Source organism: Actinoplanes sp. TBRC 11911 (assembly GCF_012933445.1).
GTDB lineage: Bacteria > Actinomycetota > Actinomycetes > Mycobacteriales > Micromonosporaceae > Actinoplanes.
Genome location: NZ_JABBNC010000003.1, coordinates 200,142 through 216,292 on the forward strand (window position 1 = coordinate 200,142; position 16,151 = coordinate 216,292).

Consider the following 16,151-nt stretch of genomic DNA (forward strand, 5'->3'; position numbering starts at 1 on the left):
ACGAGTGGCCGGGAGGCCATCGTGCGCAAGAATCGGGCCATGCGTCCTCATCAGATCGCGGTGCTCGCTCTCGACGGTGTGGTGGCGTTCGACGTGGGTTCGGCAGTGCAGGTCTTCACCGCCGCCCGCCGCGCCGACAAGGAGTCGCTCTACGAGGTGCGCGTCTGCGGCGAGGGTCCGGTCCGTTCCGAGGGCGGCTTCACTGTGACGCCCGATTTCGGCCTGGACGCCTTGCAGACCGCGGACACCGTGATCGTCGCCGGGATCCACTTCGGCGGCCCGGTCACCGATGGCACCTTGCCGGGAAATATCCGGCAGGCCCTCCATAAGGCATATAACCGAAATGCCAGGATTATCTCTATCTGTACGGGCGCGTCCGTGCTCGCGGCCGCGGGCATGCTCGACGGCCGCACCGCGGCGACCCACTGGGCCTGGGCCAACCGCATCGGCTCGCTCTACCCGCGGGTGAACTGGAACTTCGACGTCCTGTTCGTCGACGACGGCGACATCCTCACCTCGGCCGGCGTCGGCGCCGGCGTCGACCTGTGCCTGCACATCGTGCGCGGCGACCACGGCACCGAGGTGGCCAACCGGGCGGCCCGCCGCTGCGTGGTGCCCCCGTGGCGGGACGGCGGCCAGGCGCAGTACATCGAACGCCCGATCCCGCACGCCGGCGGCACCGGCACCGCACCCACCCGGGCCTGGACCCTCGACCGGATCGCCGAGCCGGTCAGCCTGGAGGAGATGGCCGCGCACGCCCGGATGAGCATCCGCACGTTCACCCGCCGCTTCCGGGACGAGACCGGGATGAGCCCGCGGCAGTGGCTGCTCAGCCAGCGCGTCGCGCACGCCCAGCTGCTGCTCGAATCGACCGACCTGGGGATCGAGACGGTCGCGCGGCGCTCCGGGCTGGGCAGCGCCACCGCGTTGCGCCAGCACATGCAAGCGGCGATCGGGGTGGCACCGAGTACCTATCGGCGAACTTTCCGGCATCCGGTGCAGTCCGCGTCATAACGTGTAAGGGCGGTCAGAACTCAGCTTGCCGCGCAGACGTCCGATGAGACGGTGCAAGCTGTAGCCGCCGCGACCGAGGATGACATGGACCAGACTTTCCGCCCGCTGCTCGACGCGCTCAAGCAGATCGGCGTCGATCCGCTTGCCGTGGACGCGGCGGCGGACGAGGCGCAGCGCAGCGGCCGGTCGGTGCGCGCGGTCCTGATCAACGACCAGGTCGTCACCGAGGAACAGTTGACCACGGCGGCCGCCACGGCGTTCGGGATCAACACGATCGACCTGGCCAGTTTCACGCCGGACCCGGTCGCACTCAAGCGCATCCCGTTGTCCGTGGTGCTGCGTCATCGCGTACTCGGGCTGGCGTTGTCCGACGGTGAGCTGACGGTCGGCGTGACCGACCCGGGCGACGTGGTGGCGCTGGACGACGTGCGCGCCGCGACCGGATTGAACCTGCGCCCGGTGGTGGTGGCCCGCAGCGAGGTCCGGCGGATCATCGAGAAGCTCCAGCGCGAGTCCAGCGACCTGGCCGACTTCGCCGACGAGGAACTCGACGACCAGTCCGCGATGGCCGCGCAGGCGACCAGCTCGGACGACGCGCCGATCGTGCGGTACGTGAACAACCTGATCGAGCAGGCGGTCATGAACCGGGCCTCGGACCTGCACCTCGAGCCGATGGAAGACGACATGCGGGTCCGGTACCGGATCGACGGCGTGTTGCACGAGGTGGACGTGGTGCCGCGCGGCGTGATGTCCGCGCTGCTGTCCCGCATCAAGATCATGTCGGGCGTCGACATCACCGAGAAGCGGGTGCCGCAGAACGGCCGTATCACCGCGATGATCCGGGACCGGACCGTCGACCTGCGCACCGCCACGCTGCCCACCGTGTGGGGCGAGAAGATCGTGCTCCGCGTCCTGGACACCGGCGGCATCGACCTGGACATGAACAAGCTGGGCTTCTCCCAGCACAACCTCGACCGCTTCGCGGCCTCCTTCGGCAAGCCGCACGGCATGGTCCTGGTCACCGGCCCCACCGGCTCGGGCAAATCCACCACCCTGTACGCCACGCTGGGCCGGATCAGCAAGCCGGAGATCAACGTGATCACCGTGGAGGACCCGGTCGAGTACCGCCTGCGCGGGATCAACCAGGTGCAGGTCAACGCCAAGGCCGGCCTGACGTTCGCGGCGGTGCTGCCGGCCATCCTGCGCTCCGACCCGGACGTGGTGCTGATCGGCGAGATCCGCGACGGCAACACCGCCCAGATCGCGGTCGAGGCCTCGCTCACCGGTCACCTCGTGCTCTCCACGCTGCACACCAACGACGCGCCCGGCGCGGTCACCCGGCTCACCGAGATGGGTATCGAGCCGTTCCTGGTGGGCTCGTCGCTGGACTGCGTGCTGGCCCAGCGGCTCTCCCGGCGGCTGTGCGACTGGTGCAAGGAGGCGTACCTGCCGACCGAGGAGGAGCTGATCGGCGCGCGCTGGCCGTTCGAGGACCTCGCCGTGCCGGAGGTGCTCTACCGCCCGGTCGGGTGCCGCAACTGCGCGAACACCGGCTATCGCGGCCGGATGGCGATCCACGAGGTGATGCCGATCTCGCCGGAGATCGAGTCGCTGACGATCCGCCGGGCCGCGGCCGGCGAGATCCGCGAGGTCGCGCTCGACCAGGGCATGTACGAACTGCGGGCGGACGGTCTCGCCAAGGCGGCCGGCGGGTTGACCTCGGTGCGCGAGATCTCGCGCGTGGCGGTCTAGCCTAGCCCGCTCGTGGGCGATTCGCCCCAATCTCCCGGAATAGCTCCTAAACCCGCCTCCGGCAGTGCCGAATTTAGGTGTCGCCAAAGTCGCGACCAGGAGATTGCCGGTGCACATGGACACGCTCGACTACCACCAGGTTCCGCCGCAGGCCGCCCCGACCGAGACGCCGGGCGACCTCGCCGTGCTCAACCAGATGCTGGTCACCCTCGTCGAGTCGCGCGGCTCCGACCTGCACCTCACGGTCGGCACCCCGCCGCAGATCCGGGTGAACGGCTCGCTGCGCCCGCTGCCCGGGTACGGCAACCTCAACTCGGCCGACACCGCGCTGCTGGCCCGGGCGGCGGTCTCCGCCGAGCAGTGGGACACGTTCACCGCGAAGTCGGAGCTCGACTTCGCGCACAGCATCGTCGGCGTCTCCCGGTTCCGCGGCAACCTCTACGTGCAGCGCAACTCCTGCGGCGCGGTCTTCCGGGCCATCCCGCACGAGATCAAGCCGCTGGACGCGCTGGGCATGCCCGACTCGGTGGCCCGGTTCGCCTCGCTCCCCCGTGGCCTGGTCCTGGTGACCGGCCCGACCGGCTCCGGCAAGACCACCACGCTGGCCTCGATCCTCGACCTCGCCAACCGCACCCGCGCCGCGCACATCGTCACCATCGAGGACCCGATCGAGTTCCTGCACCCGCACAAGCGCTCGGTGGTCAACCAGCGCGAGGTCGGCGCCGACACCGAGACGTTCGCGAGCGCGCTCAAGCACGCGCTGCGCCAGGACCCGGACATCATCCTGGTCGGCGAGCTGCGTGACCTGGAGACCACGGCGACCGCGCTGACCGCGGCCGAGACCGGTCACCTGGTGCTGGCGACGCTGCACACGCAGAGCGCCACGCAGACCATCGACCGGGTCATCGACATCTTCCCGCCGCACCAGCAACTGCAGATCCGGGCCCAGCTGGCGGCCAGCCTGCAGGGCGTGGTCACCCAGGCCCTGGCGCCGAAGGCGGACAACACCGGCCGCGTGGTGATCTCCGAGATCCTCACCGCCACCCCAGCCATCCGCAGCCTCATCCGCGAGGGCAAGTCCCACCAGATCCCCTCGTTCATGCAGGCCGGCGGGAACGACGGCATGCTCGCCTTCGACCAGCACCTGGCCGAGAAGGTCCGCGAGCAGATCGTGTCCATGCCGACCGCCCTGGAGCTCTGCCACTCGCAGGAGGAGCTCAAACGTCTCGTCGGACGGATGTGATCGGATGCCGGCCACCAAGGTCTTCCGCTACAGCAGCATCGACGCCACCGGCCAGCGCACCAAGGGCACGGTCGAGGCGCCGAACGAGGCGGCCGCCACCCAGGCGCTGCGCCAGCGTGGCGAGACCCCGCTCGAAGTCGCCGAGGCCGGCGGCGGCCTGGACCGGGACATCAAGATCCCCGGGCTGGGCAACCGGGTCAAGCTGAAGGACCTGGCGATCTTCGCGCGGCAGTTCGCGACGATGACCTCGTCCGGCATGTCGCTGCTGCGCTCGCTGGCGATCCTCGAGGAGCAGACGTCGGCGCCGGCGCTGAAGAAGGCGATCGGCGAGATCCGCGCCGAGGTCTCCGGCGGCGTGGCGCTGTCCACCGCGATGGGCCGGCACGACCGGATCTTCCCCCGGCTGATGATCGCCATGATCCGGGCCGGTGAGACCGGCGGCATGATCGATCGCGCGCTCGAGCAGATCGCCGACAGCCTGGAGAAGGACAGCGCGCTCCGCAGCAAGATCAAGAGCGCGATGACCTACCCGGCGATCGTGCTGTCGTTCACCTTCCTGCTGATCGCCGCGGTGCTGATCTTCATCGTTCCGATCTTCGAGAACATGTTCAAGAACCTGGGCGGCCAGCTGCCGGCGATCACCCAGTTCCTCGTCGACGCGAGCCACAACATGTGGTGGATCGGCCCGCTGATCCTCGTCGTCGGCGTGAGCAGCTCCGTCACGTACAAGCGGCAGATGCGCGTCAGCGCGGACTTCCGGCTGAAATCCGACCGCTTGAAGCTGAAGATGCCGGTCTTCGGGTCACTCTTCCGCAAGCTCGCGATGAGCCGCTTCGCCCGCAACCTGGGCCTGCTGCTCAACGTCGGCGTCCCGGTCATGCAGGCACTCGCGGTGGTCGGTGAGACAACCGGCAACGAGGTCATCAACATCGCCATGAAGGACGTGCAGAACGCCGTACGTGACGGCCAGCCCATGTCCTCGGCGATGCGGCATCACGACATCTTCCCGGCCATGGTCACGCAAATGGTCGAGGTTGGTGAAGAAAGCGGTCAGATCAGTCAGATGCTCGACAAGGTTGCCGATTTCTATGACAGGGAAGTCGACAGCGCTGCCGAGTCCCTGACCGCGTCGATCGAACCGATCATGGTGCTCGTCATGGGGGCCGTGGTCGGCGGGATGGTGATCTGTCTTTACCTTCCGATGTTCACCATCTACCAGAACATCCAGAGCAACTAGCTCAGGAGCACCAAGGCCGGACTCCCGCCGGCCGACGCCCGCCCACCCCACCCCCTGAACGCCATGGAGGCACCCTCAATGCAGGACGTCATCAACCGGCTCCGCAACAAGAAGGACGACGAAGGCTTCACGCTCATCGAGCTCCTGGTCGTCGTGGTCATCATCGGCGTGCTGGTCGCCATCGCCGTGCCGGTCTACCTGAACTACCGCAAGGGCGCGGCCGACAAGTCGGCCCAGTCGGACGTGCGTGGCGCCGTGAGCACCATCGAGCAGTACTACACGGACAACGGCAACAGCTACCCGAACCCGAGCCCGGCGGCCACGAGCAAGACCGCGAGCTTCAGCCTGTACGGCGCGACGGGTACCAGCTCCGGTGGCCCGACCGCCGGCCAGTCCGGTGGCTGGATCACGCTGTCCGACAAGACCACGCTGTCCTACATCTACGTGTCCGCGTCGTCGTCGTACCTCGTCTGCGCCACCAACAGCGGCGGCAGCGGCAAGGTCTACCTCTACGACAGCACCAAGGGCGGCTCGGTGGCCACCGCGAGCGTCGCGATCGGCACCTGCGCCTGATCCGGCTCCGAGACGATCCGGGTGGTGCCCCCGCCGGCGCCACCCGGATCTCCCGCACCGGCCTGAGGAGGATCGGACATGCTTGAGCTGCTGCTGCTCACCGTGACCGCGCTGCTCGGTCTGGCGGTGGGATCGTTCCTGAACGTCGTGATCTACCGGGTACCGCGCGGCGAGTCGGTCGTCAGTCCCGGGTCGCACTGCCCGCACTGCGGCAGCGCGGTGCGGAGCCGGCACAACATCCCCGTGCTGAGCTGGCTCCTGCTGCGGGGCAAGTGCGCGGACTGCCGAGGCCCGATCAGCGGCCGCTATCCCCTGGTGGAGGCCGGCACCGCGGTGCTCTTCGTCGCGGTGGCCGCCAAGTTCGGACTGTCCTGGGAACTGCCCGCCTACCTCTACCTGGCCGCGATCGCCATCGCGCTGGCCGTGATCGACCTCGACGTCAAGCGTCTGCCGAACGTCATCGTCCTGCCGTCGTACGTCGTCGCGCTCGCCCTGCTGGTCCCGGCCGCGATCGCCGAGCACAGCTGGGCGGCGATCGTCCGGGGCGCGGTCGCCGGCATCGTGCTCTACGCGTTCTTCTTCTTCCTGACCATCTTCCGGATGGGCATGGGCGACGTGAAACTGGCGGGGCTGCTCGGCCTCTACCTCGGCTGGCTGGGCTGGAACGCCGCGGTGGTCGGCGCGTTCGCCGGCTTCCTCATCGGCGGCCTGGTCGGCGGGCTGCTCTGGCTGATGCGGCTGGCCGACCGCAAGTCCCGCTTCCCGTACGGGCCGGCCATGCTCGCCGGCGCCTTCGTGGCGGTCTTCGCCGGACCGGCGATCGCCGACTGGTACCTCTCCCTGGCCGTCCCGGGCGCCTGACGCCCCGCTCTCCCCCGCGAAAGGATCTTGATGGCAGGCCTCATCCCCATCGGGCTGGACATCGGCACCTCCTCCATCCGGGCCGTCGAGGTCCGGCGTGCCAAGGACGACTACACACTGTCCAACTTCGGCCAGATCCCGCTGCCCCCCGGCACCATGCAGGGCGGGGTCGTCCAGGACCAGGTCGCCGTCACGGCGGCACTCAAGCAGCTCTGGGCCGCGCGCCACTTCGCCACCAAGAACGTCACCGTCGGGGTGACCAACCCCCAGCTCGTGGTCCGCGAGATGGCGGTGTCCAAGCTGCCCGCCAAGGAGATGCGCCAGTCGCTGCCGTTCCAGGTCAAGGACGCGCTGCCGCTGGCCGTGGAGAAGGCGCTGCTCGACTTCTACCCGCTCGAGGACCCGGGCGACAGCCCCACCGTGCGCGGCCTGCTCATCGCGATGCCCCGGGATGCGGTGACCGGCCTGGTCAGCGCCGTGGAAAAGGCCGGGCTGCACGTCAAGGGTGTCGACCTGGACGCGTTCGCGCTGCTGCGCGCCGCGTCCCGGCTGGACGCCCAGGTCGAGGCGATCGTCGACATCGGGCTCGACGTCACCAGCGTGGTGGTGCACGCCGACGGCGAGCCGCTGATCGTCCGGACCGTACCGCGTGGCGGCATCGAGATCACCGAGACCATGGCCGGCCGGCTCGGCATCTCGCCGGCCGAGGCAGAACAGCTCAAGTGTCGCTTCGGCCTGCACGGCGATGGCCGCGCGGAGACCGCCGAGGCCGCCGTCGAAGCGGTCCGTCCGCTGGTCAGCGAGCTGCGCAGCTCGTTCACCTACCTCGCCTCCGGCGAGCGGCAGAAGCAGGTCACCCGCCTCGCGATCTGCGGCGGCAGCGCGCTCATGCCGGGCCTGGCCGAGCACCTGCAGAACGAACTGCGGATCGGCGTCATGTACGCCGACGGGTCGAGCCGGCTGCGCGACACGCGCCGCGCCAAGCTACCCGGCTTCGAGAGTTTCGTCCCGTCGGCCGCCGTGTCGATCGGCCTCACCCTGGGAGCGGCAGCCTGATGGCCCAGACGACCGGGCTGCTGCCCATCGACCCGGCGGTCTCGCCGCAACAGGTCAACCGCATCCTGCCGATCCGCGCGAACCTGCTGCCGAGCGAGATCACCTCGGGCCGCAACGCGCGGCGTGTCCGCATCGGACTGGCCGCCGCGGCGCTGGTCGTCGTGCTGCTGCTGGGCGCGTGGTATGCCATCGCGGCACGCTCGGTCGGCACCGCGGAGAAGAACCGGGACTCGATCGCCGACCAGGTGCGCGGCGCGCAGACCCGGATGAAGTCTCATCAGGAACTGACCAGCACCGTACAGGACAAAGAGACGATCACCGAGACGCTCGGCAAGCTGCTCGACCAGGACCTGCCCTGGGCCACCCTGGTCGACAAGGTCCGCGGCGCCAGCCCGGCCGGCCTGGAGACCGCCTCGATCACCGGCACCCTCACCACCGACGCCACCACTGCCACCACCACCGGCACCGCCGCCGCGCCGATCGGCATGCTGACCGTCATCGGAAACGCGGACGACAAGAAGACCATCGCGAACTACGTGGACGCGCTCGGCAAGGTCAAGGGCATCGCGAACCCCTACCTCACGACCGCGAGCGAGGGCGCGAACGACCAGGTCTCCTTCACGATCACCGCGGACATCACGACCGACGCGCGGTGCGGCCAGTACACCAAGTCCTGCGCGACCGGAGGGAAGTGATGGGTATGCGGCGCACCGACCAGGTGTGGCTGGCCGGCGGGCTGGTCCTGATCCTCGCGCTGATCGCCGGGGGCTGGTTCCTGTTCATCTCGCCGAAGTTCGGTGAGGCCGACGACGTGGACGCCGAGGCGGACACCGCGCAGAGCCAGCTGATCAAGCTGAACAAGGAGAACGCCGCGCTGGACCAGGAGGAGAAGAAGAAGGCCACCTACGTCGCGCAGCTCAAGGTGAAGCAGACCGCGCTGCCGACCCGGTACGACATGCCAGCCTTCGTCCGCCAGCTCCAGGACACCGGTACCAAGTGGGACGTCAACATCACCCAACTGGGTGTCGGCTCGCCGGTCAGCTCGGTGTCGGTGCCGTCCGCGGTGGAACTACCGATCACGTTGACCGCGGACGGTGACGCGGCCGATCTCACCAAGTTCCTCACAGCGCTGCAGAGCGGATCCCGGGCCGTGCTGGTCAAATCGGTGGCCATCACCTCGGACACGACCAGCACGCAGGCCAGCATCCTGATCTCCGCGTTCTGCGTGCCACCGACCGGGAAAACCACCGTGAAGGACAGTTGCGAAGCGTCCTAGTTCGAACTCGGTGGGTGCCGGCAACACCGTCTGGTAACCGTGAGTACAGTGCCCGTATGTCTTACGCGGTCCCGCCGACCCGCACCGCGGCGGTCGTGCGCCAGCTGCGCAACGAGATCGTCACCGGGGAGCTGCCTCCGGGCACCCTCATCAAGGACGCCGAGCTGGCCGGGCGGCTCGGCGTCAGCATCACGCCGATCCGCGAGGCGATCGCCCAGCTCTCCGTCGAGGGCCTGATCGACATCGCGCCGAACCGCACGCGGCACGTCACCCGTGTCACCCAGAAGAACGCACTTGAGCTGATCGACGTGATGACCGTGCTGGCCTGCGCCGGTTTCGAGTGGGGCGTCTGCAATCTGACCGACAACCACCTCGACCTGATGCGGCAACGGCAGCGGGAGTTCGTCGAGGCGTTGCGGGCCGGCAACACCGTGGCGGCCTGGGCGGCCGGCGCCGACTTCAGCACCATCGTGATCCTGGCGAGCGGCAATCGCGAGCTGCAGTCCATGGTGGATCTGGTGGTCGCGCGCACGATGCGCATTCTCGCGATGACCGCCGAGAGTGACCTGTGGAGCACGTGGATCGAGGGCCACGACGCGATCATCGCGCTGCTCGCGACGGGCGACCGGGCCGGCGCGATGGCGCGATACCGCCAGATCTACCTGGACTACCGCTCGCGGGTGGAACACGAGCTCCTCGGTCAGTGAACTGCGGGAGGCGGCCCGGACCGGGCCGCCTCCCCTGATGGGATCAGCGCACGCTGATCGTCACGGTGGCCGTGCTGGTCGCGGCCGGCAGCTTGCTCATGTCGACCTTGAGGAACTCGCCCTGATCCTGCAGTCCGGTGGTCGGCGAGACCTTGGTGTACAGCGTGAACGGCGTGGTGGCGCTCTGCGTGAGGCCGTCGATGCCGAAGTCGCTGTCGTTGCTGATGACGAGGTAGCGGCCGCCGGACAGCGCCGCCACACCCTCGACCTTGTCGTGCGAGAAGAACTTCGCGGCCGGGTCGAGAGTGGTGAGCAGGTTGGTGACGTCGAGGAACGGCGCCTTGCGCACCGGCTTGACGCCGGCCGCCGCGAGGGTGGCACCGGCCGCGGCGGTGGTCTGGTCACCGACGGTGGCCTCGACGGTCTTGCCGTTGATCAGGTATCCGCCCTTGGCCGCGTCGTAGCCGGGCGCCTTCGGCCCGACGTCCGTCGCCCCGGTCAGGTCGATCTTGAAGATCTTCTTGAACGCGGTGGGCGGGAAGTTGCCGTCCCGCTCGTCGACCAGGAACTGGGTCGACGACAAGGCGGTGATCTCGCTGACCGCGGTGCCGTTGACCTTCGGGTCGTCCAGCAGGTAGAGGTACTCGTGGGTCGCGTGGGTGCGCAGGTTGACCGTGACGATCCGGATCGGGCTGACGTTGCCGCCCTTCGGGGTGAGGTCCGGCTGCTGCAGCGCCGACTGCATGACGCCGACCAGGGTCTGCCCGTCCGGGGTGATCGTCAGGCCCTCCATGCCCTTGTTCGGGATCCGGTTCGCCAGCTCGGCGGGCAGGGTGCCGTCGGCCGGCGAGAACCGTCCGATCTGGCGCCCGTCACGGTCGAAGTGGGTGATCAGCGGGCCGTACTCGTCGGACACCCAGAAGGTGCCGTCGGGGAGCGCGACCAGCCCTTCCGAGTCGTAGCCGGTGGTGTCCGCGGGGATCGGCTTGCCGTTCAGGTCGGTGATCGTCTCACCGGTGTTCGCGCTGGTGTTGACGTGACCGGTGTACGGCGTCCCGTTCGGCAGCTTGAGCGTGATCGTCTTCTCGAGCACCGCCCGCCCGTCGCTGGCGAACCGGAACTTGCCGATCTGCGGGTGGAAGTTCGGCAGCGGTTCCACCTTGGTGCCGTTCGGCCCGTCCACGTTCGGGCCGCGGTCGGTCAGCCCGTAGTACTCACCGGCCCGCCCCGGCACCTGCGTCACCGCGGAGCCGAATCCGCCGCCGCCGATGGTCACCCCGCCGATGGTGGCCAGCGGCGCGATGTGCGTGGTGTAGAGCTGCACCGCGTCGCTGACCGTGTAGGTGAAGCTGTCCTTGCCGTGGAAGCCCTTGGCCGGGACGTAGCGGAACGAGCCGTCCGGGTTCAGCGTCAGCGTGCCGTGCCCCGGGTCGGTGTGATCGATCAGGGTGAGCGGGTCGCCCCGGTCGTTGCCGAATACCCCGTGCCGCGCGTCCACGCTCGCGGTGCCGGAGGTCTTGTAGCTGTCGTCGCGGGCGTCCAGGGCGTTCCCGCCGTGCGCGCTCGCCGCGCCCGGCGTGACGAGGGTCAGCGCGAGCGCGCCGGCCCCGGCGAAGCCGAAGGCGATCCCGCGCGTACGTCGACTTGATCGTGAGTTCATGGCGGAAGCGTCCGGCGACCGGGTGGCCGAGGCGTAAACGCTGAATGATCTTGTGCTTGCTCCCACTCTGCAACCCGGTTCTCACTGAACCCGGTCCGTTCCGGTCGATCAAGGCGCTGTAGCCACCGTCCGCCTTAGGAGCAGCCATGACCGCGGTCCTCACCGAAACCGACGCCTTCACCCTGGCCCTCAGCTCCGCGCCGCTTCCGGCCCCGGCCATGCCCACCGTGCTGATCGCCGACGACGATGACGACGTGCGCGACGTCATCGACTTCAAACTGCAGGTCGCCGGCTTCCGCACGCTGACCGCGGACAACGGCCGCTCGGCCCTGAACCTCGCGCTGGACCGGCGCCCCCGGCTCATCATCCTGGACGTGACCATGCCGCAGATGGACGGCTTCGCGGTCTGCCACGAGCTGCACGCCCGCCCGCAGACCGCGGAGATCCCGGTCCTGATGATCAGCGGCACGGACCGGGCCGACATGGGCTTCGCGGCCGGCGCCGACGACTTCCTGCCGAAACCGTTCACCCAGGCCGAGATGCTGCGCCGCGTGGGCTGGCTGCTGATGTCCGACGGCCGCTGAGGCTGGGTCCGGCCGCTACGGCCGGACCCAGCGTTCTTGCTACGCGCTCTGGCGGCCGATCTGGAACTGCGACCCGTCGGTCCCCGCCTCGAAGAGAACGGTGAGCGGCTCGTTCGGGAGGTTGCAGGTGATCGTCCGGTCGGCGAACGGCGCGACGGTCGACCCGCAGAGCCGCTGCCCCGTGGTCGCGTTGAAGACGGCCATCGTGGCCCGGCTGTCACCGGAGGTGCGATGCCAGGTGATGGTTTCGCGGGAGGTGTGCTGGTCCGCGTCGATGCGGTAGCAGGTCGCGAACCGGTCCGCGTCGCTGGTCGTGGTGCCGGTCAGCAGCGTCGCACAGGACGACGGATCGTTGGTACGCACGAAGGCCGCGTTGAACGCGGCCGGCGGGTTACCCAAGTCCTCCCGGAAGACCACGCTGTACGGTGCCGTCCCGCTCAGCTCGCACGGATCCTGATCGAGGGCCCACCACGTATCGCACAGGTAGTCACCGTCAGCGTTCACGACGTACGCGAACGGCCGAGTTGAGTCTTGCGCGTCGCCCGGCAGCGCCCGGACGATCTGGGAGCCGGACGGCAGGTCAATCTCACGGCAGAGATGCTGGCCCGGTGTGCTGAACTCGGCTTGGAACTGCGCGAGCTCGCCGACAGCCGGACAGCCCGAAGGCTGGATCGGGAGAAACGCCGTGACGTACCGGAAGTCGTTGTCGATGACGTCGCCGTCGAGCACCATCGTGTATCGGCCGGCCGCCGGAAGATCACAACGCGAACTGTCGTCGCAGATCCGGTGGCCGGTTCCGTCGTAGACCGTCGCGTACTGCTCGTAGTTATTCGCGTCGTAGCTGCGGATCTGGAAGGTGCCGGGCTTGGTGACCGCCAGGACTCGGCAGCGGATCGGGCCCATCGCCCCGGCCGGGTCGGCGTTGTACGTGCCCGGCTTGATCACCGGACAGCCCGCCGGTTGGGAAAGGCGGCGCACCTGAAGCGGGTAGGTCTCGTCACCGTCCAGCCCCATCGTGTCGAGGTACGAAATCACGCGGTAGGTGCCGCTGGCCGGCAGCACGCAGCCGTCCTCGGTGTAGTCCGGTGTTCCGCAGACCTCATGGCCGGTGCTGTCGACCAGCCAGGAGGCGACGGCGCTCGATCGGTAGGTGACCACCCGGTCGCCGGCCGACCCGGCGAACGTCCGGCAGTTGGTCTGCACAGCCGACACCTGCCGCAGCGACAGCGCGTCCGAGGCCCAGGACAGGCTCGTGCCGCCGACGCACCCCGTGTTCTTGGTCAGCGAGGGCAAGGCGATCCGGTACGAGATCGGCGTCCAATCCTGATTCGACGTGATGACGGTGTAATCGCCCTCGGCCGGCAGATCGCAGTACCGGAACCGGTAGTCCTGGCAGACGACCTTGCCCGCGTCGTCGTATACCTGGTCGGCAATCGCGCCGTCGCTGGCGATCCGGACGCCGATCGGGCCGGCCGCCGGGACGTGCACCTTGTTACAGGCGATGCTGCCTTGCTTGGCGTCGAGAGAACCACTTCCGACGTCAGCCCCGGGGTCACCGAACGCGGCCGGCTTGAGCACACCGCAACCGGCCGCGTTCGACAGGCGCGGCATCCGCAGCGTGTACGGCGTCGCGGTGCCGTAGGACTCCAGCAGGTTCAATGTGTATGGACCGGCGGTGGTCAGGGTGCACTCGCGCGCGTCCCGCACCTGGCACACCGGCTGATTCGCCGCGTCCAGGATGTCGCCCTGGACGTCGCCCGCCCCGGCCGGGTCCCACAGGTGCAGGACGCTGCCGACCGGCTGGTTAAAGCGGTAGCAGTCACCGGCCGATCCGGCCGGCAGGTTCCCGTCCGTCCCGGCCGAGGCGAACGAGAAGAACGACGCCGGCAGCGTATTGCAGGAGCTCGGTGTCCGCGTCGACTGAAGGGCAAGGGTGTAGTCGCCGCTGTCCTGGAAGTAGAGGAAGACGGTCAGCTTGTAGGTGCCCGCCGCCTTGAGCTGGCACTGTCCGGAATCGGTGAGCACGAAGCAGACCTGCGCGCCGGTCGGACCGGTGATCCTGGCCTGAAGGGTGCCGCCGCTGCCGCGGGTCAGCATCGTGTGCACGATGTCGTTGGGCTTGGTGGTGGTGAACCAGTAGACGTTCTCGTCGGCACCATTGATCGATGGGCACTCGGCGATCTGGCCGAAGGCCAGCGTGCCGCCGCAGTTCGCGGCCGCGGCGGACGCAACCGCCGGGACACCGGCAACGCCGGCGATCGCCATGAGTATGGAGCTGACGAGAGTGAGCAGACGTAGCCGCATGTGATCTCCCCGTACGGCCTCGCTGGGGCGCGAGGCCGCGAGATCATGCCATGGGAGATCGTCGACCAGCAATACCGTTCCGGGAGGGCAACAAGAGGTGCACGTCGCCGAACTCGTGCCACCGGTAGCGCTCGCGCAACGCCGCAACGTAGCCGGCCCGCAGCGCCTGCTCACCGGCCACCGCGGTCAGCATCATCAGGTGTGAGGCCCGCGGCTCGTGCAGGCCGGTGAGCAGGCCGTCCACCGTAGCGATCCGATGTTCTGGGCCGATCACCAGATCGGTCCAGCCGCGGGCCGCCCGCAGCCGCCCGCGACCGTCCACGGCGGACTCCAGCGCGCGCACCACCGTGGTCCCGACCGCGATGACCCGTCCACCCCCGTGGCGGACGTGATCGATCAGCCGGGCGGTGGCCGGTCCCACCGCGAACCACTCCGGGTACGGCGGCTCGTCCACCTCGGCGGAAGCGACGCCGGTGTGCAGCGTGATCGGCGCGACGAGAATTCCGCGTCCGGCCAGCTCGGCGAGCACCCGCCCGGTGAGTGGCCGGCCCGCGCTGGGCATCTCGGCGCTGCCGGGCTCGGTGGCGTACACGTTCTGGTACGCCGACAGCGGCCACTCCCGTTCCGTGTACGAATACTGGATCGGCCGCCCGTGCGCGCTCAGATAGGCGACCATCGAAGCGGGCACGTCGGCGTCGGCCACCCAGAGCCGCGACGTGTACGGCTCGCGCAACGTCAGCGTCCCCTCCGGGATCTTCAACCGCATCCCGGCATACCCGTCGTCCGGGCCGCTGCGGTCGGGCCGGCGCAGCTCCACCAGCCAGGAGCCGTCCGCGCGCTCGCCGGACACGTGCACGACCGCGCCGGCCACCGTGTCGAGCGCCGCCGGCAACGTCGCCGAGTTGTTCACCACCAGCAGGTCACCGGCCGCGAGCAGGCGAGGCAACTCGGCGAACCGATGATGGCTCACCTCGATGCCACGGCTCACCAACAGGCGTACGTCATCGCGCTGCCGGCCTTGCGCCTCGGCCGGCTCCCGGGCTTCCAGTTCGTCCGGCAGATCGAAATCGATCATGCTGTGGTCGCAGTCGTCGCCGGCGTCGCCAGCTTCGCCGCGAGATAGCGTCCGGACGGCGGGCGGTGACGCAGCAGCCCGAGCAGGTGCGGCACCACCGTCTCGGGCAGCGGCAGATGCGTCATGTCCTCGCCCGGCGAGGCGTCCTGGTAGAGCCGCGTGCGCATGTCGCCGGGGTCGACCGACCAGACCCGCAGGTCCGGTTCCTCCCGCGCGAGCACCGCGCTCGCGTGATCGAGAGCAGCCTTGGACGCCCCATAACCACCCCATCCCACGTACGCCTCGACGGCCGCGTCCGAGCTGATCGCCAGCACCGCGCCGTCCGCCGACACCCGCAGCTGCGGCAACAGCAACTGGGTCAGCGCGATCGGGGCCAGCACGTTGACCTCGAACGTCTCCAGCAGATCGGGCAGCGGAAAGTCGGCCAGCGCCGGTAACGGGCTGCCGCCCAGTGCCGAGGCGTTGTGCACGACCAGATCCGCGCCGCCGAGACGATCGGCCGCCTCGGCGAGATCGGCGCGATGGTCGTCGTCCACCACGTCGCCGGCGATCGCGGTCACCGTGGTTCTCCGGCCGAGCGCGGTCGCCGCTTCGTCGAGATCGGACCTGGTCCGGGCATCGATCACCAGATTCCAGCCCTCGCCGGCCAGCCCGTCGGCCAGCGCCCGCCCGAGTCCCCGCGACGCTCCGGTCAGCACCGCGACTTTTGTCTTCGTCATGGCTTCAGGCTGCCCGCGGCGGGGTCCGGGCCGAATCGGTCCGCGGACGGCTTTCCCCCGGGACCTTGGTCCTAGGACCCGCGCCATGTA

General features: G+C 69.1%; 15 protein-coding genes. 11 read left to right on the top strand and 4 right to left on the bottom strand.

Annotated features, from left to right (window positions below):
• The first annotated feature begins 39 nt into the window (after nucleotides 1-39).
• From HH310_RS06665 to HH310_RS06710, 10 genes are all read left to right on the top strand, one after another.
• Nucleotides 40-1,014 carry a GlxA family transcriptional regulator gene (locus HH310_RS06665; protein WP_211191832.1) on the top strand — a complete coding sequence of 325 codons (975 nt, stop codon included), beginning with the start codon at nucleotides 40-42 and terminating at the stop codon, nucleotides 1,012-1,014.
• A gap of 84 nt (nucleotides 1,015-1,098) precedes the next feature.
• Entirely contained in the window at nucleotides 1,099-2,766 is a 1,668-nt protein-coding gene (locus HH310_RS06670) for a GspE/PulE family protein (RefSeq protein ID WP_169174534.1), read from the top strand.
• A gap of 115 nt (nucleotides 2,767-2,881) precedes the next feature.
• The gene (locus HH310_RS06675) at nucleotides 2,882-4,009 is read left to right on the top strand and encodes a type IV pilus twitching motility protein PilT (RefSeq protein WP_169174728.1); all 1,128 of its coding nucleotides are present in this window, start codon (nucleotides 2,882-2,884) and stop codon (nucleotides 4,007-4,009) included.
• A gap of 4 nt (nucleotides 4,010-4,013) precedes the next feature.
• A complete protein-coding gene (locus HH310_RS06680; RefSeq protein ID WP_169174535.1) occupies nucleotides 4,014-5,246 on the top strand; it encodes a type II secretion system F family protein in 1,233 nt (410 codons plus the stop codon).
• 78 nt (nucleotides 5,247-5,324) lie between these two features.
• Nucleotides 5,325-5,819, top strand: a complete 495-nt coding sequence (locus HH310_RS06685; protein ID WP_169174536.1) for a prepilin-type N-terminal cleavage/methylation domain-containing protein — start codon at nucleotides 5,325-5,327, stop codon at nucleotides 5,817-5,819.
• Nucleotides 5,820-5,897: 78 nt separating this feature from the next.
• Nucleotides 5,898-6,680 (top strand): A24 family peptidase, encoded by a 783-nt coding sequence (locus HH310_RS06690; protein WP_169174537.1) that lies wholly within the window; start codon nucleotides 5,898-5,900, stop codon nucleotides 6,678-6,680.
• A 30-nt stretch (nucleotides 6,681-6,710) separates the two neighbouring features.
• On the top strand, nucleotides 6,711-7,736 hold the full coding sequence (gene pilM / locus HH310_RS06695) for a type IV pilus assembly protein PilM (RefSeq protein ID WP_169174538.1): 1,026 nt from the start codon (nucleotides 6,711-6,713) through the stop codon (nucleotides 7,734-7,736).
• A complete protein-coding gene (locus HH310_RS06700) occupies nucleotides 7,736-8,431 on the top strand; it encodes a hypothetical protein (RefSeq protein ID WP_169174539.1) in 696 nt (231 codons plus the stop codon). Before pilM ends, HH310_RS06700 begins: the two co-directional genes overlap by 1 nt.
• Nucleotides 8,432-8,436: 5 nt before the next feature.
• Nucleotides 8,437-9,012, top strand: coding sequence for a type 4a pilus biogenesis protein PilO (gene pilO, locus HH310_RS06705; RefSeq protein ID WP_169174540.1), 576 nt, complete (start codon nucleotides 8,437-8,439; stop codon nucleotides 9,010-9,012).
• Nucleotides 9,013-9,068: 56 nt separating this feature from the next.
• A complete protein-coding gene (locus HH310_RS06710; protein ID WP_169174541.1) occupies nucleotides 9,069-9,719 on the top strand; it encodes a GntR family transcriptional regulator in 651 nt (216 codons plus the stop codon).
• Nucleotides 9,720-9,762: 43 nt separating this feature from the next.
• Here HH310_RS06710 and HH310_RS06715 read toward each other — a convergent pair whose 3' ends face one another.
• Complete coding sequence (locus tag HH310_RS06715; RefSeq protein ID WP_169174542.1) at nucleotides 9,763-11,379, bottom strand: esterase-like activity of phytase family protein; 1,617 nt, start codon at nucleotides 11,377-11,379, stop codon at nucleotides 9,763-9,765.
• Nucleotides 11,380-11,525: 146 nt separating this feature from the next.
• Here HH310_RS06715 and HH310_RS06720 point away from each other — a divergent pair, with 146 nt between their 5' ends.
• Nucleotides 11,526-11,963 carry a PleD family two-component system response regulator gene (locus HH310_RS06720; RefSeq protein WP_169174543.1) on the top strand — a complete coding sequence of 146 codons (438 nt, stop codon included), beginning with the start codon at nucleotides 11,526-11,528 and terminating at the stop codon, nucleotides 11,961-11,963.
• Between the two features lie 39 nt (nucleotides 11,964-12,002).
• On the opposite strand, the gene HH310_RS06725 is transcribed toward HH310_RS06720, so the two are convergent.
• The 3 genes from HH310_RS06725 to HH310_RS06735 are packed head-to-tail and all read right to left on the bottom strand — an operon-like array spanning nucleotide 12,003 to nucleotide 16,061.
• Nucleotides 12,003-14,267: a hypothetical protein gene (locus tag HH310_RS06725; protein ID WP_169174544.1), complete on the bottom strand. Its 2,265-nt coding sequence runs from the start codon at nucleotides 14,265-14,267 to the stop codon at nucleotides 12,003-12,005.
• 43 nt (nucleotides 14,268-14,310) lie between these two features.
• Complete coding sequence (locus HH310_RS06730; protein ID WP_169174545.1) at nucleotides 14,311-15,342, bottom strand: S-adenosylmethionine:tRNA ribosyltransferase-isomerase; 1,032 nt, start codon at nucleotides 15,340-15,342, stop codon at nucleotides 14,311-14,313.
• Nucleotides 15,339-16,061, bottom strand: a complete 723-nt coding sequence (locus tag HH310_RS06735; RefSeq protein WP_169174546.1) for an SDR family oxidoreductase — start codon at nucleotides 16,059-16,061, stop codon at nucleotides 15,339-15,341. The genes HH310_RS06730 and HH310_RS06735 overlap by 4 nt, the downstream gene beginning before the upstream one ends.
• Nucleotides 16,062-16,151: the final 90 nt, after the last annotated feature.